This is a genomic window from Streptomyces daliensis, assembly GCF_054782395.1.
The window spans coordinates 71,500-97,269 of sequence record NZ_BAAGSO010000136.1; the positions used below are offsets into that span (position 1 = coordinate 71,500).

Genomic DNA, 25,770 nt, shown 5'->3' on the forward strand with positions numbered 1-25,770 from the left:
GCCCGCTCCAACCGTTGTGGGCAAGCGTCCCGCTCGGCGAGGGGGCACCGCCCAGCGGTAGCTGGGGGAGGGTGGGCACAACCCGTGCCACCGGCCCGCAGCACGCGAACGAGAGCCCAAGGGGCAACCGGGTAGGCGCCCCGCCGACAGGGGGAGTTGCGCGGGACCGGTCGCCCCGTGAAGCGGGGGACCGGAGGTCCCGCGCTGGGGTGTGGGCGTCAGCCGACCCGGAACCGGGCAGGGGCCACCGGCGGGACGGGGACGGGGTGGGGTGTCCCCGCAGGTCGAGAAAGTCACCGGCGGAAAGTCGAGGACGAGACCTTCACGCCGAGGAGACACCCCACCCCGGCACCGGACACCCAAGAACACGCGCCCATAACCCCAACAGAAACCCAGAATCACGCGGCGCCAGCCGCAAAGCACCGCACCACACGCCGCGCCGTAGCCACCGGCCAGGCAGCCGAACACGGCGCCAAGCCACATGACGGCACCCCCGGACAGGGGCACAAAAATTGGCGCGGGACCCTACATCGCGCACCACACCGGCGAACCGTCCCGCGCAACACCCCCGACGAACGGGGGCACCCCCACTTCAATCCGCACCCCGCGAAGGGGCCGTCAGAGTTCGGGGCCGTCGCCGCGGGCCTCCTGGTAGGAGTAGCGCTGTTCCTGCCAGGGGTCGCCGATGTTGTGGTAGCCGCGTTCTTCCCAGAAGCCGCGGCGGTCCGCGGTCATGTACTCGACGCCGCGGACCCATTTCGGACCCTTCCACGCGTACAGGTGCGGCACGACCAGTCGCAGCGGGAAACCGTGCTCGGCGGTCAGCAGCTCGCCCCCTCGGTGCGTGGCGAGGAGGGTCTTCTCAGAGGTGAAGTCGGCGAGCCGGAGATTGGAGCTGAAGCCGTACTCGGCCCAGACCATCACATGGGTGACGTCGTCGGCCGGAGGCGCCAGTTCCATGATCGTTCGGGCGCTGACCCCGCCCCACTCCGCACCGAGCATGCTGAACTTGGTCACGCAGTGCAGATCGCCGATCACCGTTTCGTAAGGGAGAGCGGCGAACTCCTCGTGGTTCCAGCAGCGCTTCTCGCCGTCGGCCGTGGCCCCGAAAACCCGGAATTCCCAGCGTTCGGGCTTGAACTTCGGCACGGGACCGTAGTGCGTGACCGGCCACCCGCGCTGAAGACGCTGGCCGGGCGGAAGCGACGACTGCTCCCCTTCTCGGCTCTGCGGCTGACCCATGTCTCCATGGTGACAGACCTCGCGGGCCCCCTTGACCACGCCCCTGCCGGGAACTCACGGTGAATCCCGGGTGACGCGATCACTGTCGTAAATTCGGGCAAATTCGGTAAGCCTGCACTTACTGGACCGAATTGCCGCGGCAGTGCAAGGATGCGCGATGCGCGCGCACCGCACCTGCCACTTTCCTGCCCCCTGGAAGGAGCCCGCGCCATGCAGGGCGACCCCGAGGTCATCGAGTTCCTCAACGAGCAGCTCACCGCCGAACTGACCGCGATCAACCAGTACTTCCTGCACGCGAAGATGCAGGAGAACTTCGGCTGGCCGAAGCTCGCGAAGTACACCCGGTCCGAGTCGATCGACGAGATGAAGCACGCCGAACGGCTCACCGACCGCATCCTCTTCCTGGAGGGGCTGCCGAACTATCAGCGGCTCTTCCACGTCCGCGTCGGCCAGACGGTCACCGAGATGTTCCAGGCGGACCGCCAGATCGAGGCCGAGGCCATCGACAGGCTGCGGCGTGGCATCGAGGTCATGCGCAACAAGAGCGACATCACCTCGGCGAACATCTTCGAGGACATCCTCGCGGACGAGGAGCACCACATCGACTACCTCGACACCCAGCTCGAACTGGTCGAGAAGCTGGGCGAGCCGCTCTACATCGCCCAGTTGGTGGAGCAGCCGGACAGCTGACGGCGGGACGGCTAGGCCGCCTCGGCGACCTCGTCCTGGGGTTCCGGCGCCTTCTGCGTCTCCGCGACGAGCGCGGGCGCGCCCTTGTCCAGCAGTTCACGCCTGGGGCAGGTGCCGCGTCCGAGGAGGCCCTGGATGCGGCGTACGCAGGAGCCGCAGTCGGTTCCGGCCTTGCTGGCCGAGGCTATCTGGCGCGGAGTGCAGGCGCCGTCCGCCGCGTGTTCGCGGACCTGCTGCTCGGTGATGCCGAAACAGGAGCAGACGTACACGCGGCTCACCTCCGTCCAGGGCTTGGTGACCGCCGCCCAGCGGCCACTGAGGTTAACCTAACCTTACCCTCCGGCCGATGTCCACAAAAGCGTGTGGGGCCCGCATCTCTGTGTGATGCGGGCCCCACTGCTGTCCGTGCCGGTGTCCGTAACGGCCGCCCTGACTACTGGTCGCGGTACATCTCGGCGACCAGGAAGGCCAGGTCCAGGGACTGGCTGCGGTTGAGGCGCGGGTCGCACGCCGTCTCGTAGCGCTGGTGGAGGTCGTGGACGAAGATCTCGTCGCCGCCGCCGACGCACTCGGTGACGTCGTCGCCGGTCAGCTCCACATGGATGCCGCCCGGGTGCGTGCCCAGGCCCTTGTGGACCTCGAAGAAGCCCTTGACCTCGTCCAGCACGTCGTCGAAGCGGCGGGTCTTGTGCCCGCTGGCCGCCTCGAAGGTGTTGCCGTGCATCGGGTCGCAGACCCACACGACCTTGGCGCCGGAGGCCGTGACCTTCTCCACCAGCTCGGGGAGACGGTCACGGATCTTGTCCGCGCCCATCCGGGTGATGAAGGTAAGGCGGCCGGGCTCGCGGTCCGGGTCCAGCTTGTCGATGAGGGCAAGCGCTTCCTCGGGCGTGGTCGTCGGCCCGAGCTTCACGCCGATCGGGTTGCGGACCTTGGAGGCGAACTCGATGTGCGCCCCGTCGAGCTGCCGGGTCCGCTCGCCGATCCAGACCATGTGCCCGGAGACGTCGTACAGCTTGCCGCTGCGCGAGTCCGTGCGGGTCAGGGCCGACTCGTAGTCGAGCAGCAGCGCCTCGTGCGACGAGAAGAACTCGACCGTCTTGAGCTCTTCCGGGTCCGTGCCGCAGGCGTGCATGAACTTCAGCGCCTGGTCGATCTCGCGCGCCAGCGCCTCGTAGCGCTGCCCCGAAGGGGAGTTCTTCACGAAGTCCTGGTTCCAGGCATGGACCTGGCGCAGGTCGGCGTAGCCGCCGGTGGTGAAGGCGCGCACCAGGTTCAGCGTGGAGGCGGACGCGTGGTACATCCGCTTGAGCCGCTCCGGGTCGGGCTTGCGGGCCGCCTCGGTGAACTCGAAGCCGTTGACCGAGTCGCCCCGGTACGTCGGCAGCGTCACGCCGTCGCGGGTCTCCGTCGGCTTGGAGCGCGGCTTGCTGTACTGGCCTGCGATCCGGCCGACCTTGACGACAGGGACGGCCCCGGCGTACGTCAGCACGGCGCCCATCTGGAGCAGCGTCTTGAGCTTGTTCCTGATGTGCTCGGCGCTGACCTGGTCGAATGCCTCGGCGCAGTCACCGCCCTGGAGCAGGAACGCCTCACCGTGCGCGACGGCACCCAGCCGGGCACGCAACTGGTCGCACTCGCCCGCGAAGACGAGGGGCGGATAGGACTCGAGCTCGGCGATGGTGTCGCGCAGAGCCTCGTGGTCCGGCCAGTCAGGCTGCTGCGCCGCGGGAAGGTCTCGCCAGGTGTTCGCACTGGCGTCTGGTTTGGCGTTCACAGTCACGCACACCAGATTACGTCGTCGTGTCCAGGGGTTTTCGCCCTGTTCGAAGGTTGAGACGTATGGCACGCCCGCCCGTCACGGAGATGCCTGGTGGAAGCCTGGTGTATGGTGCCGCTCATGTTCGCGCAGACCCGTCTCAGCAACTGGTGGTGGACCGCTCTCCAGGCGGCCCGCTAGCTGCGCGTATCCGATCCGACGCGAAGGCCGCCCGAGGGGCGGCCTTCCGTGTTTTCCGCGGCCGTTCCTCCTCGTACGTGACAAGGAAGAGGAACCCCGGATGCCGCACCCACCCACGCCTCGCCCCGCCCCCGTCCCGGACCCCGCCGAGGGGACCGCCGCGCTCCTCCAGCGGCTGACCGCCGAGGAAGCGCCGCCCTTCGCGCTGCTGCGGCGGCGCACCCCCGGCAGGGACGAGAACCTGGTCGAGGTGCTGACCGGGCCCGTCCAGCATGTGGACCGGCTCGACGCCATCCCCGACGGCGAGCTGGGCGCGCTCGCGCTCGTTCCCTTCCGGCAGATCAGGGAGCGCGGCTTCGACGTGCGCGACGACGGCACACCGCTGGCCGTGCTCGTGCCCCGCGAGGTGCGCGAGGTTCCCCTGGCGGAGGCGCTGGACGCGTTGCCCGCGCACCGCGTCCACGTCGGGAACGGGGCCTTCGACGTGTCCGACGCCGCGTACGAGGACATCGTGCGCCGCGTCGTGGAGGACGAGATCGGTGCGGGTGAGGGCGCCAACTTCGTCATCCGGCGCACCTTCGCCGGGGAGGTCCCCGGCTTCTCGCGCGCCGACGCGCTCGCCCTCTTCCGGCGGCTGCTGTGCGGGGAGCAGGGCGCCTACTGGACGTTCGTGGTGCACACAGGGGACCGCGTCCTGGTCGGCGCCAGCCCCGAGGTCCATGTGCGGATGAGCGGGGGCACCGTCGTCATGAATCCCATCAGCGGCACCTACCGCTACCCGGCCGCCGGGCCCGACGTGGAAGGGCTGCTGGAGTTCCTCGCCGACCGCAAGGAGAACGAGGAGCTGTCGATGGTCGTCGACGAGGAGCTGAAGATGATGTGCACCGTCGGCGACCGGGGCGGTGTGGTGGTGGGGCCGCGGCTGAAGGAGATGTCGCACCTGGCGCACACGGAGTACGAGCTGCGCGGGCGCAGCACCCTGGACGTGCGCGCCGTGCTGCGCGAGACGATGTTCGCGGCGACGGTGACCGGCTCCCCCGTCGAGAACGCGTGCCGCGTCATCGAGCGCTACGAGCCCGCGGGCGAGGACGGCTCGGGGCGCGGCTACTACGCGGGCGCCCTCGCCCTGATCGGCCGCGACGCGGGCGGCGCGCAGAGCCTGGACTCGCCCATCCTGATCCGTACCGCCGACATCGACCCCGCGAGCGGCAGGCTGCGCGTCCCCGTGGGGGCCACCCTCGTGCGGGCCTCGGACCCCGCGAGCGAGGTCGCCGAGACGCACGCGAAGGCGGCCGGGGTGCTGACGGCGCTCGGGGTGCGGGAGGCGCCGGCGCGGGCCTCGGGCGGGCCAGCGCCCAAGCTGGCGGACGATCCACGGGTGCGGGCGGCGCTGGAGTCGCGGCGCGCGGGGCTCGCGCCGTTCTGGCTGCGGATGCGCACGGAGGACGGGGCGGCCGGGGCGGCCGGCAACGCGCCCGGCTACGGGGAGGGCCGGGCACGCGGCGAGGTCCTGGTCGTCGACGGCGAGGACACCTTCACCTCGATGCTCTCCCACCTGCTGCGCTCCACCGGAACGGGCGTGCGGGTGCTGCGCTTCGACGCGCCGGAGCTGCGGGAAACGGCGTTGACGCACCCGGGCCCCGTCGTGCTGGGTCCAGGGCCCGGCGACCCGCGCGAGGAGGCCGACCCCAAGATGCGGCTGCTGCGCGGGCTGACGGCCGAGCTGGTGCGGGAGCACCGGCACGGGCTGTTGGGGGTCTGCCTGGGGCACGAGCTGCTCGCGGCCGAACTGGGCCTCACGATCGTCCGCAGGGACCGCCCGTACCAGGGCGCGCAGGAGCGGATCGACCTGTTCGGGCGCGAGGAGACCGTCGGCTTCTACAACTCCTACACCGCGCGCTGCGACGAGGAGGCGGTGAACGAGCTGGCGCTGCACCGCGTCGAGGTGAGCAGGGACCCGGTCTCGGGCGACGTGCACGCGCTGCGCGGGCCGACGTTCGCGAGCCTCCAGTTCCACCCGGAGTCGGTGCTCACCCTGGACGGGCCCGCGCTGGTGGCGCGGCTGCTGGCCACCGTGGCCGTGGGCTGAGGCGCGTCAGCCGGGCCCGGACGACGACGGCTCGCCGGGCCGCACCAGCACGTTCTCGCTGGTGCGGCCCGCGAGATAGTCCTCGATGTTGTTCACGGTGGTGCCGATGATCTGGCCGACCGCTTCCCGCGTGTAGTACGCCTGGTGCGAGGTGACCAGGACGTTGCTGAAGGTCATCAGCCGGGCGAGGGTGTCGTCGGTCACCACGTCGAGCGACCTGTCGTGGAAGAACAGCCCCTCCTCCGCCTCGTACACGTCCAGCCCGACCCCGGCCGGCCTGCCCGCGCGCAGCTCCTCGACCAGCGCCTCCGTGTCGACGAGGCCGCCCCTGCTGGAGTTGACCAGCAGCGCGTCGTCCTTCATGCGGCGCAGCGCGTCCCGTCCGACGAGGTGGTGGGTCTCCGGCATCAGCGGTACGTGGAGGCTGACGAGATCGGCGGCGGCGAACAGCTCGGGCAGCTCCGTGTACGTCATGCCCAGCGCCGTGCAGGCGGGGTTCTCGCGTACGTCCCAGCCCAGCAGCCGCATCCCGAAGCCGTGCGCGATGCGGGTGAACGCCTCGCCGATCCTGCCGGTGCCGATCACTCCGGCCGTGCGGCCGTGCATGTCGCGTCCCATCAGCCCGTCGAGGCGGAAGTCGAACTCGCGGGTGCGGCGCACGGCGCGGGCGACGCGCCGGTTGACCGCCATCGCGAGGGTCCAGGCGAACTCCGCGACGGAGTACGGCGAGTAGGAGGAGACCCGCGCGACGGTGAGGCCCAGCTCGGCCGCGGTGTCCAGGCTGATGTTGTTGAAGCCGGTGGCACGCTGGGCGATCATCCGGGTGCCCCCGTCGGCGAGGACGCGCAGCACCCGCTCGTCGAGCCGCGCGTTGACGCTGACGGTGATGACCTCGTGGCCCGCGGCGAGGGGCGCGGTGTCCCCGTTCAGGAACACGTCCAGGCAGCGGACCCGGTGCTCCCGGTCGGCGCAGGCCCTCTCCAGCAGCGGCTTCTCGTCGGCCTGCACGCCGAACGCGAGGATCTCCACGGGGCTTCTCCCGGGACGGGGGGGTGGTGACGGGGGCGGGAACAGGGACGGGACGGGCGGGCCCGGAAAGCGCGAGAGGCCGCACATTCGGGGCATGCCCGAATATACGGCCTTTCGCCCCGTATCGCCGCCCGGAGATCCGGCCGACGATCCGGGTCATCCGAAGAAGACGTTCGCCTCCTCGTACAGCTCGGGAGAAACCGTCTTCAACTTGGAGGTGGCCTCCTCAAGGGGGACGCGGACGATGTCCGTGCCCCGCAGCGCGACCATCTTGCCCCAGTCCTCGTCACGCACCGCGTCGATCGCGTGCAGCCCGAACCGGGTGGCCAGCCAGCGGTCGAAGGGGGTCGGTGTGCCGCCGCGCTGGATGTGCCCGAGGACGGTGGTGCGGGCCTCCTTGCCCGTACGCGACTCGATCTGCTTGGCCAGCCACTCGCCGACGCCCGAGAGGCGGACGTGTCCGAAGGAGTCCCGCGACTCGTCCTTGAGCACCATGTCCCCGTCCTTGGGCATGGCGCCCTCGGCGATGACGACGATCGGTGCGTAGCTGGCCTTGAAGCGGGACTCCACCCAGCCGCAGACCTCGGCCACGCTGAAGCGCTGTTCCGGGATGAGAATGCAGTTGGCGCCGCCCGCGAGGCCCGAGTGCAGGGCGATCCAGCCCGCGTGGCGCCCCATGACCTCGACGACCAGGACCCGCATATGGGACTCGGCCGTGGTGTGGAGGCGGTCGATGGCCTCGGTGGCGACGGTGACCGCGGTGTCGAAGCCGAAGGTGTAGTCGGTGGCTGACAGGTCGTTGTCGATGGTCTTGGGAACGCCGACGCACTTGATGCCGTGCTCGCCCGTGAGCCGGGCGGCCACGCCGAGGGTGTCCTCGCCGCCGATGGCGATCAGTGCGTCGACCTCGTGCTTGGCGAGGTTCTCCTTGATGCGGCGGACGCCGTTCTCCTCCTTGAAGGGGTTCGTCCGCGAGGAGCCCAGGATCGTGCCGCCGCGCGGCAGCGTGCCGCGCACCGCCGGAATGTCGAGCTGTGTGGTGTCCCCCTCCAGGGGCCCGCGCCAGCCGTCCCGGAAACCGAGGAAGTCGTAGTCGTACCTCTGGACGCCCTTACGGACCACAGCCCGCATGACCGCGTTGAGACCGGGACAGTCGCCGCCGCCCGTCAACACTCCGACCCGCATGGGATCTCCCTTCTCCACGTGAACGCGACTGCGGCCACGCTAACGGTGATCCACGTCACATGGGGATGGGGCGAACGCCCGATTCCCTTGCGTGCGGGCGGTGTTGGCGGTGCACGATCACTCGTACGAAGGACCCTCGGGAGGCGCGCGGGAGACGCGCCGGGGCACGGCGCGTGCAGCGGGCGCCCCGTCGCCGCCCCGCCTCACTCCCCGTCGAGACCCCGCTCGATCGCGTAGCGCACCAGCTCGACGCGGTTGTGCAACTGGAGCTTGCCCAGGGTGTTCTGGACGTGGTTCTGGACGGTGCGGTGGGAGATGACCAGGCGCTCGGCGATCTGCTTGTAGCTCAGCCCCTTGGCCACAAGGCGCAGGACCTCCGTCTCGCGCTCCGTCAGATGCGGGACGCCCGGCTCGTCGGGGGCCGTGGGCTCGGGGTCGGCGGCGAGCCTGCGGTACTCGCCGAGGACCAGTCCGGCGAGCCCCGGTGTGAAGACCGGATCGCCGACGGCCGTCCTGCGCACCGCGTCCAGCAGCTCCGCCGTGCTCGCCGACTTCACCAGATAGCCCGTCGCCCCCGACTTCACGGCCTCCAGGACGTCCGCGTGCTCGCCGCTCGCGGAGAGCACCAGCACCCGGAGCGAGGAATCGGCGCCCACCAGCTCGCGGCACACCTCGACGCCCGGCATCTCGGGAAGGTTCAGATCCAGCACCAGCACATCGGGCGAGACGGCCAGCGCGCGGCGCACCGCCTGCTTGCCGTCACCGGCCGTGCCCACCACGTCGAACCCGGCCTCGGACAGATCGCGGGCCACGGCGTCCCGCCACATCGGATGATCGTCGACGACCATCACCCGCACCGGACGCTCCCCGTCCAGGCCCTGGGCCTGGTCCCGGTCCTGAGCCTGGTCGCCCTGCACCCCGTCAGTCATGGGCTGTTCCGTCATGCTTCGGCACCCTCAATTCCACTTCCGTCCCCTGCCCCGGCACCGACACCCACTCCGCCGTGCCGCCAAGCTCGCGCAGCCGTCCCCTGATGGACAGCGCCACGCCGAGGCGCCCCTCGGCCTCCGCGTCCGCGAGGCGTCCCTCGGGGATGCCGGGGCCGTCGTCCCGCACCGTCACCGCCACCGCGTCCGGCTCCTCCTCCAGCAGGATCCACGCCTGCGCCTCCTCCCCGTCGGGGCCCGTCGCGTGCTCGCGGACATTGTCCAGCGCGGCGCCGACGGCCGCGGCCAACTCCCGCGCGGCGGTGGCCTCCAGCACCACGGGGCTGCCGGGTTCGGCGAAGGACACACGGGACCCGGAGTACGCGGACAACAGCACCCGCAGATCGCGCGCCCGCTCCGCTCCGCCGCTCCCGGAGCCGGTTCCGGCGCTGGAGTCCGGGTCCGGGTCCGGGTTCCGCTCCAGGGCCGGGTCCGGGTCCGCTCCCGGGTCCGTACGGTCGGCTCCCGCGCCGTTCCCGCCCCCCGGCACGATGCCGCTGGAGACCAGGGTGCGCAGCGCCACCTCCTGCTCCCCCGCCATGCGGCCCAGCTCGGCCGCCTCGCCGCCCAGCGCCGTGCCACGGCGCTGGACCATGGCCAGGACCTGGAGCACGCTGTCGTGGATGTCCCGGGCCAGCCGCTCCCGTTCGCGGGTCGCCGCCTCGATCTGGAGGGCGCGGGCGAGGGTGCGCTCACTGGCGCGGGCGACCTCGACGACGTAGCCGATGGCGATGCTCGCCACGCAGACCAGCAGGGCGTTGTGCAGCGTGGAGCGGTAGAACGAGTTCTGCTCGACGAAGTTGGCGATGCCGACCAGCACCGAGGCCAGGGCGCCCCAGCGCCAGCCGCCCTTGATCGCGAAGGCCAGCACGGGCCCCGCGACCCAGATGGAGGGCAGCGTCGGCCCGACCTCGTCATAGGCGTCCACATAGCGCGACAGCAGGATGCCCCCGACCGCGAAGGCGAGGTCCACGGCGAGGAAGGGCCTGGTGCACCGCCGGGCCGAGGAGACCTTGGGGAGGGTGGCGAAGGTCCACACCGCGAGCGCTGCCAGATAGGCGCAGCCCAGCGCCGGGTGGGCGTTGTCCTCGTACTCCAGGGCGAACACGACGATCGCGTACACCAGCGTCAGGATCCGGTAGCCCGTCAGCGCACGCCACAGCGGCTGCTCCACGGACATCTTCATCGCCATGCTGCCGCCCCGCCCCCTGGTCCCGCCTGGTCACGCGCGTTCGCGGTCACCGCCCGTGTGCGCCGGTGCCGCGCTACCGCCCGGCGCCGCCCAGCCCCGGGCTACGCCGCCTTCCCGCCCTGCTGCTTGCCGTCGTCCGGGGAGTCCGGCTCCGGCTCCGGTTCCGGTTCCGTTCCCGGCTCCGCCCCCGGTTCCGGTTTCGCGCCCGTGGAGCGGCCCGCCCGCTCCGCACCCCGCTGCGCGGCCTTCTCCTCCTCGGCCCGCTTCTTCGCCGCCTCCGCGATCTGCCGCTTGGCGGCCGTCGCGTAGATGTCGACGTACTCCTGGCCGGAGAGCTTCATGATCTCGTACATGACCTCGTCGGTCACCGAGCGCTGGATGAAGCGGTCGTGGTCCATGCCCTGGTAACGGCTGAAGTCGAGCGGCTCGCCGATCCGGATACCGGGGCGCATCAGCTTCGGCACGACCTTGCCGGGCGGCTGGATCTTCTCGGTGTCGATCATGGCCACCGGGATCACCGGAGCCCCGGACCGCAGCGCCACCCTGGCCAGGCCACCGGGCTTACCCCGGTAGAGGCGGCCGTCCGGAGAGCGCGTGCCCTCCGGATAGATGCCGAACAGCTCGCCGCGCTCCAGCACCTCAAGACCGCTCCTGATCGCCGCCTCGCCCGCTCCGCGTCCGCCCGAACGGTCCACGGGCAGCTGCCCGACGCCCTTGAAGAAGGCGGCCGTCAGCTTCCCCTTCACCCCCGGGGAGGTGAAGTACTCGGCCTTGGCGATGAACGTGACCTTGCGGTCCAGCACCGCGGGCAGGAAGAAGGAGTCCGAGAAGGAGAGGTGGTTGCTGGCAAGGATCGCGGGCCCCTCGGCGGGGATGTTCTCCAGCCCTTCGACCCAGGGACGGAAAGCGAGCTTGAGCCCGCTGCCGACCGACAGCTTCATCGCTCCGTAGAACAACCGACAACCTCCTGTATCCGACGGGCACGACCCTATCTCGCCACCCGGCACGACCGCCCCCGTAGGGAGGCCGGGCAGCGGCAGCGGGAGCTACCCGGTGACGGGGCGCGCGCGTAGGGTGGCAGCACCTCGCCCGTCCGGGGCGCACCCGCGCCACGGGGGGCCGTGGCCGATGACCGGCCGCCGACGAACGACTGCCGACGACCGGCGTCGACGACCAGATGGAGGCCCAAGGTGCCCGTACTCGCCGGAGCCGAGCCGATGCGTCACGACGGTTCGGAGGTGGGAGTCCTGCTGTGCCACGGCTTCACGGGCACGCCGCAGTCGCTGCGCCCCTGGGCCAACTATCTTGCGGCGCGCGGCCTGACCGTCTCGCTGCCCCTGCTGCCAGGGCACGGCACGCGCTGGGAGGACCTCGCGGTGACCGGGTGGCGCGACTGGTACGCCACCGTGGACCGCGAGCTGCGGCAACTCGGCGAGCGCTGCGAGCAGGTCTTCGTCTGCGGCCTCTCCATGGGCGGAGCGCTGGCCCTGCGCCTGGCGGCGCGGCACGGCGACGCGGTGAGCGGCGTCGCCGTCGTCAACCCGGCCGCGACCTTCCCCAGGCTGGAGGGCCTGGCGCTCCCCGTGGGGCGATTCCTGCTGCGCTCGGCGAAGGGGATCACGTCCGACATCGCCAAGGAGGGCTCCTGGGAGGTGGGTTACGAGCGGATGCCGACGCACGCCGCGTACTCGCTGAGGGACTTCTTCCGGGTGGTGCGCCGCGAGCTGCCCCAGGTGACGCAGCCCCTGCTGGTCCTGCACAGCAGGACGGACCACGTGGTCCCGCCGTCGGACTCCGCGCTGATCCTCGGCTCGGTCTCGTCCACCGATGTGACGGAGACTGTCCTGGAGCGCAGCTACCACGTGGCCACGCTGGACCATGACGCGGAGCGCGTCTTCGCGGACTCGTACGGATTCATCACCCGGCTCGCGGCGAGGAAGACGGCAGGCAAGTGACGGAGCGCAACCCGGACGCGGAGCACGGCGACGACGACGGCCCCCGCGGCCAGCGGGGCGGGCCCCAGGGGCCCGAGGGACACGAGAATTCCGAGGACCGGACCGCGACGGGCCCTGCCGCATCCCCGGAAACCGGCGCGACGCCGGACACGGGCAACGGTACGGATGCGGCGAGCGGCACCGGCGCGGGCGCGGGCGCGGGCAGCAGCACGACACCGGGCACGGACGGCGACACGGACGCGGGCTCAGTCAACGGCGCGGACGCGGACAGCGGTACGGGCGCAGGCGCGGGCAGCGGCACGAACGCAGGCAGCGGTACGGATGCGGCGAGCGACACGGGCGCGGACAGCAGCGCGGACGCAGGCACCGACAGCGACACGGCGCCAGGCACGACCAGTCACACGGACGCAGGCAGCGGCACAGGCGCGGACAGCGGTACGGACACCGACAGCGGCGCGGACGCGGCGAGCGACACGGCCACAGGCGCAGCGAGCGGCACAGTCAACGGCACCGACAGCGGCGCGGACGCGGGCGCGGACAGCGGTGTGGGCGCAGTCAGCGGCACCGGCGCGGGCAGCGGCAGCCCTGCGGCGGAGAAGGCCGAGAAGCCCGGGGCCGCCGAGGGCGGCGGGCCGAACCGGCGCGGGGAGGTCTCGTTGCCGGAGGACGAGGAGGCGGCGTGGGCGGCGATCGTCGCCGCGTACGGCGAGGAGCCCGCCGAGCCGGGCGGGTCCGCCTCCGAGGGCCAGGGTCAGGGCCAGGGCGGCGACCGCAGGGAGCCCGACGGCGACACCCTCACCAAGCAGCGCCCCGACCCCGCGGACGGCGGCGACGGGAGCGGCGAGTCGCCCGTGCGCAGCTTTACGGTCTACGCGGCGGGCACGGGCCCACGCGACTGGGAGACGCCCGAAGAGGGCGAGGACGAGGGCCACTTCGTGCCGCCCGAGCCGCCGCCGCTGCCGGACGCAGACGTGACCACCAAGTTCGCCTGGCTCGCGGTCCTCGGCGGCCCGCTGCTGCTGCTCGGGACCATCCTGCTCCAGCAGGACATGACGTGGTGGATCGTGACCCTGGGCGTCGGCGGCTTCCTGGGCGGCTTCGGCACCCTGGTGGCCAGGATGCGGGACGGCCGTGACGATGACGACTGGGACGACCCCGGCCGCGGCGCGGTCGTCTGAGCCCTCCCAGGGAGGCCCAGGACCCTCCCGGAGGGCTATGCGGCGGGCACCCGCAGCGCGGCCAGCACCGGCAGGTGGTCCGTCGCGGCCCGCAGGTCCTCCGCCGTGACGCCCGCCAGCCCGTACGGCACCCCGCACCCCAGCACCTCGACGCCCTCGGACGCGAGGACCGCGTCGATGCGCTGGTGGGGGTCGCGGGGCGTCGACGTGTACTCGCCGCCCCACGGCTTGGCCGTCCAGCCGTCCTGGAGCGCGGCGGACAGCCTGCGGAAGCCACGGCCGCCGGGACGGTCGTTGAGATCGCCCGCCGCCACCCGGTACGGGGTGTCCATGGTGGCGAGCTGGTCGAGGAGGGCCCCGGCCTGCGCGTAGCGCTCGTCCTTCTGGAGGCTCAGATGGCAGCTGAGGACCCCGAGCCTGGCCGAGGGCCCGAAGCGCAGCTCGGCGGTGGCGAAGCCCCTGCGGTGGAGTCCGGGCGTGCGCGGCAGGAGCACGTCCTCGGTCCGTTCGACGGTCGCCCGCAGCGTGGCCATGATCATCGGCCCCGTTGCCGTGGCGCCGCCCGTCACGTAGACCATGTCCGTCTCGCGGGCGAGGCGGGCCGCGTGCTTGCGCCAGCGGAAGAAGCGCGGCGCCTCCTGGACGCAGACGACGTCGGGGGCGCACGCCCGGATCACCCGGGCGAGCGCCCCCCTGTCGTCGCGCAGGGAGCGGATGTTGTAACTGAGCAGGCGCACCACGGCCGAACCGTCGGGTTCGGTCGTGGAGGCGGGCAGGTCGGCGAGTGTCATCGGCTCGGCTCACGCTCCTCGACGCAGCTCTCCGGGTGGATTCCTCGGTGCCTCGGTAAGACCTCGGTGACACGGCACGCCTGACGGTCCCGCGACGGGTCGCGGCGGGCCCGTCAGGCGTGCGCGGCCCCACGAACCCCGCGGACAGGGCCCATGCGGTGCTGTTCGGTGCTGTTCGGTACGGGCGGGCTCAGCCCTGGCGTGCCAGGTCCGCGACGCCCACCATGCCCGCCTTGCCGCCCAGTTGGGCGGCGAGGACCTCGGCGTGCGGGCGCCAGCGGCTGCCGACGAGCCAGCGGCGGTACGACTTGCGGATGGGGTCGAGCACGAGATCGCCCTCGTCCGAGACGCCGCCGCCGACGATGAAGGCGCCGGGGTCGAAAAGGGAGGCCAGATCGGCGAGCCCTGCGCCCGCCCAGCGGGCCAGCTCGCGGAAGGAGTCGATGGCGACCGCGTCGCCCTGCCTGGCCGCCTCGCTGATGTGCTTGCCCTTGACGCCCTCGGGGGTGCCGTCGCCGAGTCCGAGCAGGATCTCGGCGGCCTCCGGGGTGGCCGTGGCCCGCTGCTGTGCGTAGCGGACGAGGGCGCTGCCTGACGCGTACTGCTCCCAGCAGCCCTGGTTGCCGCAGCCGCAGAGCAGGCCGTCCGGCACCATCCGGATGTGGCCGAACTCCGCCGCGACGCCGAAGCGTCCGCGGTGCAGCTTGCCGCCGGTGATGACGCCGCCGCCGAGCCCGGTGCCGATGGTGATGCAGACGACGTCCTCGTGCCCTGTGCCGACGCCGAACTTGTACTCGCCCCAGGCGGCGGCGTTCGCGTCGTTCTCGATGATCACCGGCAGGTCGATGCGCTGCTCGACCTTGTCCTTGAGCGACTCGTGGCGCCAGCTCAGGTTCGGCGTGAAGAGCACCGTGGCGCGCTTGTCGTCGACGTAGCCGGGAGCGCCGATGCCGACGGCGTCCACCTCGTACTCGGCACTGGCCTTGCGCACCGCGTCGGCGATCGCGTCGATGACGTCGTCCGCCGTGGGCGGGGTGGGCACCGTGCTGGTTTCGAGGATGGTGCCCTCCTCGTCGACCACCCCGGCCGCGATCTTGGTGCCGCCGATGTCGACGCCGATAGTGAGTCCCATGTGTCCCTCAGTTATTCGGTCGAACCCCGCTGTGGACCACCGTACCGGAGGGGGGTTGTGCGCCGTGGCCGTGTCCGGCCGTGCGGGCGCCCGTATCGGAGGCCGCCGCGCTTCGCCGGGCCTTCACCGGGCCGTCACCGCCGCTCCGTCGCGGCGTCACCGTCCCGTCGCCGGATCGTCGCCGTGCCCCTGGGGCTGACGGGGTGGACGAGGTGGTCAGAAAGGTGGTCAGAAGTGGCCGGAGTGGTCAGGAGTGGCCGGGGCGGTCCACGCCGCCGGCGCCCCACGGGTCGTCGGGGCCGCCGTCGTCGGGCGTGCTCCCGCGCCCCTTGCCCGGCTCGCCCGACTCGCCCGGCTCGGGCTCCTTGTCGAGGTCTATCCGCTCGGGGCCGCCGCGTGCGGTGCCCCGCTCCCCCGCGCCCGCTTCGGTACCGGTACCGGAGCCGCTGCCGGGCTCGGCGGTCCAGCGGTGCTCGGCCTCGTGCACGGCGGAGTGGTAGGCGGCGAGCAGTTCGTTGCCGGCGGCGGCGAGGTGCCCGAAGAGCTGCGGGTTCCGCTCGACGACCGGCTCGATCGCGGCCTTCGCCTGGGCGATCAACTGCTGGGCCACTCCCTGCGCCGCCGCCGAGGCCGCCGCGTTGCCCAGCGGCCCGCCGAGGCCCGAGAGCCGCTCGGACACGGCGTCGGCGAGGCGCCGCAGTTCGTCGGCCGCGTTGGTGGGCGGCGCGCCGTACTGGGCACGGCGGCGGGCCTTCTCTGCGGCGAGGTCCTCTTCACAGGCCGTGGCCCACGCGTCCGCGTCGGGCCTGGAGGCCCGCTCCTCGGAGGGGCGCTCGGCTGCTTCGCTCATTGCGGGCTCCTACGGAGGCGGGAAGGGAGTGCTACGGACAGGACGGAACGGTGCGGAACAGGTACGGCGGCCCCGGCCCGGGTCCCCGGTCCTGATTCGACGTTACCCGAACGGACGCACGGCGTTGAGGTTCCCGATGCCCCAGTGCCCCGATGCCCCGGTGCCCCGGTGCCGACGGCTCAGCGGCTCAACGCGTGGGCCACAGGTCAGGGTCGGGCGCGAAGCGCACCCGCAGTTCGCCCCGTTCCAGCGCGGCACCGGTGACGCGGCAGCGGCGCAGCGCCGACGACAGCGGCAGCACGCGCCGGTAGGGCCCCGTACCGACGACCAGTTCGTCCCCGCGCCGCACGAGCCCCAGCTCGTCCTTGCGCGCGCCCGGCAGCGGCAGCACCCACACGAGCAGCCCCTCCGCACCGAGCCGGTCCTCGACCCGTCCGACGACGGGCGCGGGCGCTTCGGGCGTCCGCGAAGGAGCCGTCGCATCCGGACCCCTCACATCCGGGACCGTCGAGCCCGGCCCCGTGCCGCCCAGCTCCGTCGCGAGCAGGGCGAGGTCCGCCGTGCCGCGCGGGTCGCGGCCGAGGTGGGGCAGCTCGGACAGGACGACCCCGTCCGCCTCGCACTCCTCGCGCAGCTCCTTCAGCGCGGCCTGCTGGCCGCCGGAGAGCGCGGCCAGCCAGCTGTCCGAAGAGCGGGTGGGCAGCAGGCGGTTGGCGACGAGCGTGTCGATCCGCAGCCCGTGGAGCGCGAGCCCGGCGCGCGCCGAGCGCAGCGCCTCGGCGGCGAGCGGCCCCGGCTCGGCGACCAGCCGTACCGAGGTCCCGGCCGACTCCACGGCACGCTGGACCCGCGCGAGCCCCTCGTCCCAGCGCGCGGTGGCCGCGTAGAGCCACCGCGCGGGCATCGGGACACCGGCCAACTGGGCCAGCATCGGGCGCAGCGCCCGCGCGGCCTGCCGCTCGGGCGGCACGAGGCGCCGCAGATAGCGGCGTGCCCGCTCGGGCAGCGCCAGTACGGCCAGCGCGCGCGGCGTGGGCGGCATGTCGACGACGACGGTGTCCCACTCGCCGGTGGCGTGCGCTGCGCCCAGGACCCGCAGCAGCGCGAACACGTCGGCGCCGGGCAGTTCCGTCAGCTCGTCCTCGTCCAGCGCGTCGGAGCCCAGCATCTCCAGCGCGGTCCTGCCCTGCTCCTGGAGCGCGACGGCCCGTTCGCGGAACTCCGCGCCCTCGTCGACGCGCGCCGCCCACAGCCCCTCGGCCACCCGCACCGGGCACGCGAGCGAGAGCGGCGCGGGCGACGGCGAGGGGGCCGTGGCGTCCTCGCCCGGCGCCGGAAGCGCCGCGCCCAGTACCGCTTCCAGTGCGCGCGGCGCCTCCGCGCTCAGCAACAGCGTGCGCCGCCCCTCGCGGGCGGCGGCCAGCGCCGTCGCCGCGGCCACCGTCGTCCGTCCCGCGCCGCCCTGCCCGGTCACCAGCACCGTGCGCGGCGCCGGGCCGTCGGCCGTACCGTCAGCACCGGGCGGGCCGTAGCCGTCGCCCGCCGGACCGGAGCCGTCCTCGTCCCCCACGTCAGCCATGTCGCCCGCGGGCTCAGCCTTTGGCGGGGCCGGTGGCGGAGTCGCCGGAGTCCGCCGCCCCGCCGCCCGACTCGACGCGCTTCTTCAACCCGTCCAGCGCACGGTCGATGATGACCTTCTCCGCCTTGCGCTTGATCATCCCGAGCATCGGGATCTTGACGTCGACGGTGAGCTGGTAGGTGACCTCGGTGCGCTCGCCGCCCGCGAGGGGCGTGAGGCTGTAGACGCCGTCCAGGGAGCGCAGCATCTGGGACTTGACCAGCGACCACCGCACCTCGTGCGCGCCGATCCACTCGTAGGCGAGGGTGTGCTCGTCCTTGATGGCCCCGGCGTCCAGGAGCAGCCGTACCTGTTCGGCGCGGCCCGCCCGGTCCTCGGACAGCACCTCGGCCTCCTTCACCTCGCCGGTCCACTCGGGATAGCGCGGGAAGTCGGAGATCACCCCCATGACGGCGGCGGGCGCCGCCTCAATGGTGATGCTTGAGCTGGTGTGTTCCGCCATCGCCGTGGCTCCTCCAAATGCTCCGCCGGTCCGTGCCGCACCGCCCGGAGCGTCGCCGCCGCTTGTCACTGCCGTCATCTGCGAGGAAGGCTACCGCGCGGCCATGCCCCGCCCTCGACCGCTCCGCCCGGGCCCTCGGCCCTGGGGCCACCGCCTCAGCCGCCTCACCACTCCAGCACCCACGGTGTCCCGGTGGCGGCGAAGTGCCCCACGTTCACGCACTCCGTCGCGCCTATCCGCATCCGGGAGTGCAGGGGCTGGTGTACGTGCCCGAAGAGGTGGAAGCGCGGCTGCGTGGCGCGGACCGCCTCCAGGAGCGCGGGGCTGCCGCGCTCGAAGCGGCGCGCGACGGTGTCGTAGCACAGCTCGGGGACCTCGGGCGGGATGTGCGAGCACAGCACGTCGACCTCGCCGAGCGCGGCGATCTTCGCCGCGTAGGTCTCGTCGTCGATCTCGTACGGGGTGCGCATCGGCGTGCGCAGGCCGCCGCCGACGAAGCCGAACCGCCACCCGCCGATGTCCACCGTCTCCCCGTCCAGGACGGTGATACCGGGGCCCGCGTACTCGGGCCACAGGGGCGGCATGTCGACATTGCCGTACGTCGCGTACGTCGGGGCGGGGAAGGCCGCGAACAGCTCGGCGTACTGCTTGCGCACGGCGGCCTCCGTGGCGGACCTGCGGTCGATGCCCGCCCACAGCTTCGCCGACAGCTCGCGCGCCTCGTCGAAGCGGCGCGCGGTGCGCAGTTCCACGATCCGGTCGGCGTTGGCCTCGCCGAAGAGGTCGGGGAAGATCCCGCGCGAGTGGTCGGCGTAGTCGAGGAACAGGATGAGATCTCCCAGGCAGACCAGCGCTTCGGCCCCGTCGCCCGCCTTCGCGAGGTCCCGGCTGTTGCCGTGCACATCGCTCACTACGTGGACTCGCATGGCCACACCCTAGATCGGCGGAGGACGCCACCGGGAGGGCGCCGGAGCAGGCCGGGGACCGGCCCGCGCCCTGCCCACGACCAGCCCACGCCCCGCCCACGCCCCGCCCGCGACCGGCGCGCGGGCGATCGGGAGGCGGGCACGTGAGGGGCCTGTGGCCGGGCGGGGCACGGGCCGTGGAGGTGCGGCCTCGGTTACTTCCCCGTCGCCAATGGCCTGGACTAGGCTGCCGCACAGCAGCCCCGAGGCATGTGACGCACAAGACAATGCGGCGTCACCCCCTATCCCCACGGCTGTACCGATGGGTAACGTCCGGGCCGTCAATCTTTCAAGATCCCCCACTGGTCTTGGACCGAGCCAATGGAGGCCGCCCCTCGATGGCCTCCATGTCCGGCGCCGACGAGGAGCAGCAGTCTTGCGCGAGTTCAGCCTTCCGGCCCTCTACGAGGTCCCCGCAGACGGAAACCTGACGGATCTCATCCGCCGTAACGCTACTCAGCACCCGGACGTTCCCGTCCTCGCGCGCAAGCGGGACGGGCGGTGGGAGGACATCACAGCCGCCGCGTTCCTCGACGAGGTCCGCGCCACCGCGAAGGGCCTGATCGCCGCGGGTGTCCAGCCCGGTGACCGCGTCGGGCTCATGTCGCGCACCCGCTACGAGTGGACGCTCTTCGACTTCTCGATCTGGAGCGCGGGCGGCGTCACGGTGCCCGTGTACGAGACGAGTTCGCCCGAGCAGATCGCCTGGATACTGGGCGACTCGGGCGCGGTCGCCGCCCTCGTCGAGACCGAGGACCACCTCAAGGCCGTCGAGTCGGTGCGCGACCACCTGCCGGCGCTCGCGCACGTGTGGCAGATCGAGACGCCCGCGCCGTCCGAGGGCGCGGTCCCCCGGCTGATCGCGGAGGGCGCCGGGGTCAGCGACGCGACGGCCGACGAGCGCGGCTCCGTCGCCAACGCGGACTCGCCCGCCACCATCGTCTACACCTCAGGCACCACGGGCCGCCCCAAGGGCTGCGTGCTCACGCACCGCAGCTTCTTCGCGGAGTGCGGCAACGTCGTCGAGCGGCTGCGGCCCCTGTTCCGTACGGGCGAGTCCTCCGTGCTGCTCTTCCTGCCCGTGGCCCACGTGTTCGGGCGGCTGGTGCAGGTCGCCGCGGTGATGGCGCCGATCAAGCTGGGGCACGTCGGGGACGTGAAGACCCTCACCGACGAGCTGGGCTCCTTCCGGCCGACGATGGTCCTCGGGGTCCCGCGCGTCTTCGAGAAGGTCTACAACTCGGCCCGCGCCCAGGCCCAGGCGGGCGGCAAGGGCAAGATCTTCGACAAGGCAGCCGACACGGCCATCGCCTACAGCCGCGCCCAGGACGACCCGTCGGGCCCGTCGCTGAAGCTGCGGTTCCAGCACAAGGTCTTCGACCGCCTCGTCTACAGCAAGCTGCGCGCCGTCCTCGGCGGCCGTGCCACCCACGCCATCTCGGGCGGCGCGCCGCTCGGCGAGCGGCTCGGGCACTTCTACCGGGGCATCGGCTTCACCGTCCTGGAGGGCTACGGGCTGACGGAGTCCTGTGCCGCCACCGCGTTCAACCCCTTCGACCGGCAGAAGATCGGCACCGTCGGCCAGCCGCTGCCCGGCTCTGTCGTGCGGATCGCCGACGACGGCGAGGTGCTGCTGCACGGCGAACACCTCTTCACCGGCTACTGGAACAACCAGCAGGCCAGCGAGGAGGCCCTGTCCGACGGCTGGTTCCACACCGGCGACATCGGCACCCTGGACGCCGACGGGTACCTCGCCATCACCGGGCGCAAGAAGGAGATCCTGGTGACGGCGGGCGGCAAGAACGTCGCCCCCGCCGTGATCGAGGACCGCATCAGGGGGCACGCGCTCGTCGCGGAGTGCATGGTGGTCGGCGACGGCCGCCCCTTCGTCGGCGCGCTGCTCACCGTCGACGAGGAGTTCCTGCCGCGCTGGGCCGACGAGCACGGCAAGAGCGGCCTCTCCCACCCCGAGCTGCTCGCCGACCCCGAGCTGCTCGCCGAGTTGCAGGGCGCGGTCGACGACGGGAACGCGGCGGTCTCCAAGGCGGAGTCGGTGCGCAAGTTCCGCGTCCTGAGCACCCAGTTCACGGAGGAGTCGGGGCACATCACGCCCTCGCTGAAGCTGAAGCGGGGCGTGGTCGCGAAGGACTTCGCCAACGACATCGAGGCGCTCTACGCCTCCTGACGTCCTGAGAGCTTGAGCGGGCGCGGGGCCCTGACCCCGCGCGCCGCACCCATGACCCGTGACCCGGGCGCGGGCCCACATCCCTTCCGTAGTGGGCCCGCGCCCGGGTCACGTCACAGCAGGGCGCGCAGCTTCTCCGCCAGCAGGTCCCAGCGCCAGCGCTCCTCCACCCAGGCACGGCCGCGCTCGCCCATGCGGGCGCGCAGCACGGGGTCCTGGAGGAGGGTGACGATCCGCTCGGCGGCCTCGCCGGGCTCGCCGCCCCGCACGACATAGCCGGTCTCGCCGTCGAGCACCGCGTCAGGGGCCCCGCCCGAGTCGCCCGAGACGACGGGGAGCCCCGTCGCCGACGCCTCCAGATAGACGATGCCGAGCCCCTCCACGTCCAGGCCGCCCCTGCGCGTACGGCAGGGCATGGCGAACACGTCGCCCGCGCCGTAGTGCGCGGGCAGCTCCTCCCAGGGCACGGGGCCTGTGAAGCGCACGGAGTCGGCCACTCCGGTCTCAGCGGCCAGCTTCTCCAGGTCGGCGCGGTAGGGGCCGCCGCCGACGATCAGCAGCACCGCGTCCGGCACCTCTTCGAGGACGCGCGGCAGGGCGCGGACGAGGGTGTCCTGCCCCTTGCGCCGGACCAGCCGCGAGACGCAGACGACCACGGGCCGCTCGGTGAGGCCGAGCCGCTCGCGTACCGCGTCGCCACCCGAACCGGGATGGAAGGTCTTCTCGTCGACGCCGGGCGGCAACTGCGCCATGCGGGCCGCCGCCTCGGGGGTCAGCGCGCGGGCGATGCGCGAGCGGGTGTACTCGCCCAGATACGTGACCGTGTCCGTGCCCTCGCCGATCCGCCGCAGCAGCCCGCGCGCGACGGGGAGCTGCGCCCAGCCCGCCTCGTGCCCGTGCGTCGTGGCGACCAGGCGCCGCGCGCCCGCGCTGCGCAGCGCGGGCGCCATCAGGCCCAGCGGCGCGGCGGCGCCGAACCAGACCGAGCGGCAGTCGTGCTCGCGCAGCAGCGCGACCGCGCGACGGGTGACCCTGGGCGTCGGCAGCAGCATGGTCGTGCGGTCGCGCACGACCGTGAACGGCTGCTCGGCGTCGAAGCGCGCCGTGGCCTCCGCCCCCTCCCTGCCGCGCTTCCAGGTGGAGGCGTAGACGACGACCTGGGAGGGGTCGAGACGCAGCGCCATGCTGTGCAGGAACGCCTGGATACCGCCGGGGCGGGGCGGAAAGTCGTTGGTGACGATCAGGGTCTTGTCCATCGCCGCCGACAGTACCCGGTGGCTGTGGGCCGCGCTCCGGGCCTCTCCGGGGGCGCACGGGGGAGGCGGCTGGGCCCGGACGGGGCTCCCGTGAAGAGCGCCGGGCGCCCGCGTGGCCTCCCACGCGCCCCACCGGGCATGATGGACCGTCGGCACAGAACACACGAGCGGTGAGGCGGGCGGACCGGCATGGCCGAGGGCGGCGGGGACCATCGGACACCAGAGGCGGAGGCCGACGAGCCGCCGACGGACGCGGCCCTGTCCGCGGACCACGGCGCCGACCGGGACAGACGCCCGGTGGACGGGGAAGAGGCCGAGGCCCTGGGCCACGGGCACGAGCGCGGGCGTCGTCGTGGCGGGCTCGCCGCCGCCGTCGCCGTCTGGGCCGCCACCCGCGCCGTCCTGCTCCTGTGCGTCTTCAAGGTGTTCACGCTGCCAGGACCCGACGTCACGAGCGACATCTCCGTCATCTACCGAGGCTGGTTCGAGGTCCTGCGGACCGGGACCTTCCCGTTCGACGACGTCACCTGGCAGTACCCGCCCGCCGCCGCGCTCGCCGTCCTCTCCCCCGGCGCGCTGCCACTGGACTACGCCTCCGCCTTCTTCGTGCTGGCCTGCGCCACCGACGCCGTGGCCTTCGGGCTGCTGCTGTACGGGGGCGCCCGTCCCGGCGGGCGGCGGGCCGGGGCCTGGGCCTGGGTCGCGGGCGTGCCCCTGCTCGGGCCGACCGCCTACGCGCGCTACGACCTGATGGTCACCGCCGTCGCCGTCGCCGCGCTGCTGGCCGCCGCGCGGCACCCCCGCGCTGCGGGCGCGCTGGCCGCCTTCGGGGCGATGCTGAAGGTGTGGCCCGTCCTGCTGCTGCTGGGGATGCCGCGCGGGCGGTGGACCCGACGCTCCTGGGTGACGGCGCTGGTCACGGTCCTCGTACTCTCGGCCGCCTTCGTCGCCGCCATGCCGGGCGCCTTCGCCTTCCTGGGCTTCCAGCGCGACCGCGGCACGGAGGTCGAGTCGCTGGGCTCCCTCGTCTTCCACGTGGCACGGCACTACGGCTGGGAGGGCCAGGTGCTGCTCAACTACGGCTCCGTGGAGTTCCTGGGCCCCTACGTCAACGTCGTCAGCGACGCCGCCCTCCTGCTGACGGCGCTCGCCTTCGGCTGGCTGCTGCTGTGGCGGCTGCGCGCCGTGGAGTGGCACGCGGGCACCACGGCGGACGCCGCGCTGACGGCGGTGCTGCTGTTCACGACGACGAGCCGGGTGATCTCGCCGCAGTACATGATCTGGCTGGTCGGCCTCGCCGCTGTCTGTCTGACGGTGCGCGGCAGCCGTCAGACCGTGCCGGCGCTGCTGGTGCTGGTGGCGACGGGGGTGACGCTGCTGGAGTTCCCCTTGTGGTTCGCGCACGTCGTCGCGAGCGACTGGCAGGGCATCTTCGTCCTGTCCCTGCGCAACGGCCTGCTCGTCGCCGCCTCGCTCCTCGCCTGCGCGGGCCTGTGGCGCGCGACGGTGCCCCGGCGCGGGGCGCGCGAGGCCGGTGCCGACGGCTCCGGGGAGCCCACTCCACCGCGCGGGGAACGGCTCCTGGCGGGGTAACCGGGGCAGGCGCGGTAACCGGGGCGGGCTGAGCAGGCGGGGTGGGCGGGACGGGCGGGGCGAACCGGCCGGTCCGGGCTCGTCACGACAGTTCCTGGCGCACATACTCCCGCCACTGCCGCGTGAACTCCCCCTTCGTCACCCCGAGCACCTCGCGCAGCGCCCCGTCCACGCCGGTCCCGTCGCCCTCGTGCTTCTCCTCGCCCCTGCCCGTCCGCAGGTACAGCTCCATCAGGCGGCCCTCGCCCCACCGTTCCGCGACCATGCGGCAGGCCAGCCAGCCGCCCTCGTAGGCGCGGCCCAGTGCCTCGGGGTCGCTGCCGAAGCGGAAGTCCGCGTCGTCGGGCAGGGCGCGGGGCGCGTCGTCCGTGCGGACGGTGCGGGCGAGTTCGGGGGCCGCCTCCTGGGGCGTACGGGACGTGCCCCGGTAACCGGCCCAGTCGGCCAGGCCCTCGGACAGCCACAGGGGGGTCGCGTCGGAGGTGTGGGCCCGGGTGGCCACGTGGACGGTCTCGTGGGTCATCACGACCTGCCGCCCGTCCTCGCTGAGCAGCCCGTACGCGTCCGGGTTGACGACGACCCGGTCGGCGGGCGCGTCCTCGGAGGCCCCCGCCTCGCCCGTCGTGACGGCGGCGATGCCCTGGTACGAGGAAGCGGGCGCCTTCAGCAGCTCCGCCATCCGCTCCAGCGACCCGGGCACCTCCACGACCACACGGGCCGCCCACGAGCGCGGCCAGACGGCGTTCACGGCCGGTACGGCGCGGTCGGCGACGCGGGCCAGGGCGCGCAGTTCGGAGCTGTCCCTTCCGACGCCCAGCACGAGGCTGTGCTCGCCGCGCACGGCGGTGACCCGGCCCTGGTCCCACAACTGGCGGTCGCCGCCGGAGAGCTGCGAGGAGACGTACCAGCGGCCGTCCTCGCGCGTGAAGGCGAAGCGCTCGGTCGCTGTCACCGGGGAGTGGTCGTAGCCGCGCAGCCGGTAGCGCAGCTCCACGTCGGCCTCGGCGCGCGCCGCAGCGCCGTCGTAGCCCTCGGAACCGCCGGAGCCGCCGGAGCCGCCGCCCGTGTCCCGTACCCGCGTGATCCGGTACGACCACGCGGCCAGGGGCAGCCGCTCCAGGTTCGCGAAGACGCGGCGCTGATCGGCGCGGTAGCCGTCGGCGCCCGGTGCGATGCCCGCCAGGTAGGCGCTCTCGTCCCCCGCGCGCACGGCCGTCGCCTGCGCGTCCAGCACGCTCTGGAGCCGGTCGCGCCACGCCGCGCCCTCGTCGGGGGCGCCGCCGCAGGAGCAGAGCCCCGCCAGCAGCGCGACGGCGAGCAGGGCGCCCCGCCACCTGCCGGTCCCGCTTCTCCTGTGCACCCGAGCGCCCACACGCACGATCGTATGCGCAGCCGAAAGGGCCCCGGCCTG

General features: G+C 72.9%; 22 protein-coding genes. 6 read left to right on the forward strand and 16 right to left on the reverse strand.

All coding sequences use genetic code 11. The features are described from left to right. Positions 1-618: 618 nt before the first annotated feature. Positions 619-1,242, reverse strand: a complete 624-nt coding sequence (locus ACYVOO_RS39150) for a sulfite oxidase-like oxidoreductase (protein WP_461020488.1) — start codon at positions 1,240-1,242, stop codon at positions 619-621. Positions 1,243-1,452: 210 nt separating this feature from the next. On the opposite strand from ACYVOO_RS39150, the gene bfr reads away from it, so the two are divergent. Then, positions 1,453-1,932: a bacterioferritin gene (bfr, locus tag ACYVOO_RS39155; RefSeq protein ID WP_453346376.1), complete on the forward strand. Its 480-nt coding sequence runs from the start codon at positions 1,453-1,455 to the stop codon at positions 1,930-1,932. 11 nt (positions 1,933-1,943) lie between these two features. On the opposite strand, the gene ACYVOO_RS39160 is transcribed toward bfr, so the two are convergent. Both ACYVOO_RS39160 and ACYVOO_RS39165 read right to left on the reverse strand, forming a co-directional pair. Continuing rightward, positions 1,944-2,210: a (2Fe-2S)-binding protein gene (locus tag ACYVOO_RS39160; protein ID WP_453346377.1), complete on the reverse strand. Its 267-nt coding sequence runs from the start codon at positions 2,208-2,210 to the stop codon at positions 1,944-1,946. A gap of 155 nt (positions 2,211-2,365) precedes the next feature. Continuing rightward, complete coding sequence (locus ACYVOO_RS39165; RefSeq protein WP_453346489.1) at positions 2,366-3,709, reverse strand: class II 3-deoxy-7-phosphoheptulonate synthase; 1,344 nt, start codon at positions 3,707-3,709, stop codon at positions 2,366-2,368. Between the two features lie 283 nt (positions 3,710-3,992). Between ACYVOO_RS39165 and ACYVOO_RS39170 the strand changes: the two genes are divergently transcribed. Beyond that, positions 3,993-5,981, forward strand: coding sequence for an anthranilate synthase family protein (locus ACYVOO_RS39170; protein WP_461020489.1), 1,989 nt, complete (start codon positions 3,993-3,995; stop codon positions 5,979-5,981). Between the two features lie 6 nt (positions 5,982-5,987). Here the strand turns inward: ACYVOO_RS39170 and ACYVOO_RS39175 are convergent, their stop codons facing one another. The 5 genes from ACYVOO_RS39175 to ACYVOO_RS39195 form a co-directional block, all read right to left on the reverse strand. Continuing rightward, a complete protein-coding gene (locus ACYVOO_RS39175) occupies positions 5,988-7,010 on the reverse strand; it encodes a 2-hydroxyacid dehydrogenase (RefSeq protein ID WP_461020490.1) in 1,023 nt (340 codons plus the stop codon). Between the two features lie 156 nt (positions 7,011-7,166). Beyond that, complete coding sequence (locus tag ACYVOO_RS39180; RefSeq protein WP_461020491.1) at positions 7,167-8,195, reverse strand: 6-phosphofructokinase; 1,029 nt, start codon at positions 8,193-8,195, stop codon at positions 7,167-7,169. A 203-nt stretch (positions 8,196-8,398) separates the two neighbouring features. Then, positions 8,399-9,043 carry a response regulator gene (locus ACYVOO_RS39185; protein WP_461020524.1) on the reverse strand — a complete coding sequence of 215 codons (645 nt, stop codon included), beginning with the start codon at positions 9,041-9,043 and terminating at the stop codon, positions 8,399-8,401. A 73-nt stretch (positions 9,044-9,116) separates the two neighbouring features. Beyond that, the gene (macS, locus tag ACYVOO_RS39190; RefSeq protein ID WP_461020492.1) at positions 9,117-10,373 is read right to left on the reverse strand and encodes a MacS family sensor histidine kinase; all 1,257 of its coding nucleotides are present in this window, start codon (positions 10,371-10,373) and stop codon (positions 9,117-9,119) included. 101 nt (positions 10,374-10,474) lie between these two features. Further along, positions 10,475-11,329 carry a lysophospholipid acyltransferase family protein gene (locus tag ACYVOO_RS39195; protein WP_461020493.1) on the reverse strand — a complete coding sequence of 285 codons (855 nt, stop codon included), beginning with the start codon at positions 11,327-11,329 and terminating at the stop codon, positions 10,475-10,477. A gap of 234 nt (positions 11,330-11,563) precedes the next feature. Here ACYVOO_RS39195 and ACYVOO_RS39200 point away from each other — a divergent pair, with 234 nt between their 5' ends. Both ACYVOO_RS39200 and ACYVOO_RS39205 read left to right on the forward strand, forming a co-directional pair. Beyond that, a complete protein-coding gene (locus ACYVOO_RS39200) occupies positions 11,564-12,328 on the forward strand; it encodes an alpha/beta hydrolase (RefSeq protein ID WP_461020494.1) in 765 nt (254 codons plus the stop codon). Between the two features lie 545 nt (positions 12,329-12,873). After that, positions 12,874-13,506 (forward strand): hypothetical protein, encoded by a 633-nt coding sequence (locus ACYVOO_RS39205; RefSeq protein ID WP_461020525.1) that lies wholly within the window; start codon positions 12,874-12,876, stop codon positions 13,504-13,506. 35 nt (positions 13,507-13,541) lie between these two features. Here the strand turns inward: ACYVOO_RS39205 and ACYVOO_RS39210 are convergent, their stop codons facing one another. From ACYVOO_RS39210 to ACYVOO_RS39235, 6 genes are all read right to left on the reverse strand, one after another. Further along, positions 13,542-14,297 (reverse strand): endonuclease/exonuclease/phosphatase family protein, encoded by a 756-nt coding sequence (locus tag ACYVOO_RS39210; RefSeq protein WP_461020495.1) that lies wholly within the window; start codon positions 14,295-14,297, stop codon positions 13,542-13,544. 190 nt (positions 14,298-14,487) lie between these two features. After that, entirely contained in the window at positions 14,488-15,429 is a 942-nt protein-coding gene (locus ACYVOO_RS39215) for an ROK family glucokinase (RefSeq protein ID WP_453346386.1), read from the reverse strand. A 247-nt stretch (positions 15,430-15,676) separates the two neighbouring features. Continuing rightward, positions 15,677-16,279 carry a DUF5304 domain-containing protein gene (locus ACYVOO_RS39220; protein WP_461020496.1) on the reverse strand — a complete coding sequence of 201 codons (603 nt, stop codon included), beginning with the start codon at positions 16,277-16,279 and terminating at the stop codon, positions 15,677-15,679. 187 nt (positions 16,280-16,466) lie between these two features. After that, complete coding sequence (locus ACYVOO_RS39225) at positions 16,467-17,858, reverse strand: ArsA family ATPase (protein WP_461020497.1); 1,392 nt, start codon at positions 17,856-17,858, stop codon at positions 16,467-16,469. 13 nt (positions 17,859-17,871) lie between these two features. Then, positions 17,872-18,360, reverse strand: a complete 489-nt coding sequence (locus ACYVOO_RS39230; protein WP_461020498.1) for an SRPBCC family protein — start codon at positions 18,358-18,360, stop codon at positions 17,872-17,874. 164 nt (positions 18,361-18,524) lie between these two features. Further along, complete coding sequence (locus tag ACYVOO_RS39235) at positions 18,525-19,286, reverse strand: metallophosphoesterase family protein (RefSeq protein ID WP_461020499.1); 762 nt, start codon at positions 19,284-19,286, stop codon at positions 18,525-18,527. A 415-nt stretch (positions 19,287-19,701) separates the two neighbouring features. Here ACYVOO_RS39235 and ACYVOO_RS39240 point away from each other — a divergent pair, with 415 nt between their 5' ends. After that, positions 19,702-21,510 (forward strand): AMP-dependent synthetase/ligase, encoded by a 1,809-nt coding sequence (locus tag ACYVOO_RS39240; protein ID WP_461020500.1) that lies wholly within the window; start codon positions 19,702-19,704, stop codon positions 21,508-21,510. A gap of 113 nt (positions 21,511-21,623) precedes the next feature. Here the strand turns inward: ACYVOO_RS39240 and ACYVOO_RS39245 are convergent, their stop codons facing one another. Then, a complete protein-coding gene (locus ACYVOO_RS39245) occupies positions 21,624-22,766 on the reverse strand; it encodes a glycosyltransferase family 4 protein (protein ID WP_461020501.1) in 1,143 nt (380 codons plus the stop codon). Positions 22,767-22,955: 189 nt separating this feature from the next. On the opposite strand from ACYVOO_RS39245, the gene ACYVOO_RS39250 reads away from it, so the two are divergent. Next, complete coding sequence (locus ACYVOO_RS39250; RefSeq protein WP_461020502.1) at positions 22,956-24,359, forward strand: glycosyltransferase 87 family protein; 1,404 nt, start codon at positions 22,956-22,958, stop codon at positions 24,357-24,359. A gap of 82 nt (positions 24,360-24,441) precedes the next feature. Here ACYVOO_RS39250 and ACYVOO_RS39255 read toward each other — a convergent pair whose 3' ends face one another. Continuing rightward, on the reverse strand, positions 24,442-25,731 hold the full coding sequence (locus ACYVOO_RS39255; protein ID WP_461020503.1) for a hypothetical protein: 1,290 nt from the start codon (positions 25,729-25,731) through the stop codon (positions 24,442-24,444). Positions 25,732-25,770 lie beyond the last annotated feature (39 nt).

Excerpts from the sequence above, each read along its gene's own strand:
- macS (WP_461020492.1), bottom strand. The coding sequence starts at position 10,373 with ATGGCGATGAAGATGTCCGTGGAGCAGCCGCTGTGGCGTGCGCTGACG.
- ACYVOO_RS39185 (WP_461020524.1), bottom strand. The coding sequence starts at position 9,043 with ATGGTCGTCGACGATCATCCGATGTGGCGGGACGCCGTGGCCCGCGAT.
- ACYVOO_RS39180 (WP_461020491.1), bottom strand. The coding sequence starts at position 8,195 with ATGCGGGTCGGAGTGTTGACGGGCGGCGGCGACTGTCCCGGTCTCAAC.
- ACYVOO_RS39150 (WP_461020488.1), bottom strand. The coding sequence starts at position 1,242 with ATGGGTCAGCCGCAGAGCCGAGAAGGGGAGCAGTCGTCGCTTCCGCCC.
- ACYVOO_RS39225 (WP_461020497.1), bottom strand. The coding sequence starts at position 17,858 with ATGGCTGACGTGGGGGACGAGGACGGCTCCGGTCCGGCGGGCGACGGC.
- ACYVOO_RS39245 (WP_461020501.1), bottom strand. The coding sequence starts at position 22,766 with ATGGACAAGACCCTGATCGTCACCAACGACTTTCCGCCCCGCCCCGGC.
- ACYVOO_RS39215 (WP_453346386.1), bottom strand. The coding sequence starts at position 15,429 with ATGGGACTCACTATCGGCGTCGACATCGGCGGCACCAAGATCGCGGCC.
- ACYVOO_RS39235 (WP_461020499.1), bottom strand. The coding sequence starts at position 19,286 with ATGCGAGTCCACGTAGTGAGCGATGTGCACGGCAACAGCCGGGACCTC.
- ACYVOO_RS39220 (WP_461020496.1), bottom strand. The coding sequence starts at position 16,279 with ATGAGCGAAGCAGCCGAGCGCCCCTCCGAGGAGCGGGCCTCCAGGCCC.
- ACYVOO_RS39210 (WP_461020495.1), bottom strand. The coding sequence starts at position 14,297 with ATGACACTCGCCGACCTGCCCGCCTCCACGACCGAACCCGACGGTTCG.
- ACYVOO_RS39170 (WP_461020489.1), top strand. The coding sequence starts at position 3,993 with ATGCCGCACCCACCCACGCCTCGCCCCGCCCCCGTCCCGGACCCCGCC.
- ACYVOO_RS39250 (WP_461020502.1), top strand. The coding sequence starts at position 22,956 with ATGGCCGAGGGCGGCGGGGACCATCGGACACCAGAGGCGGAGGCCGAC.
- ACYVOO_RS39230 (WP_461020498.1), bottom strand. The coding sequence starts at position 18,360 with ATGGCGGAACACACCAGCTCAAGCATCACCATTGAGGCGGCGCCCGCC.
- bfr (WP_453346376.1), top strand. The coding sequence starts at position 1,453 with ATGCAGGGCGACCCCGAGGTCATCGAGTTCCTCAACGAGCAGCTCACC.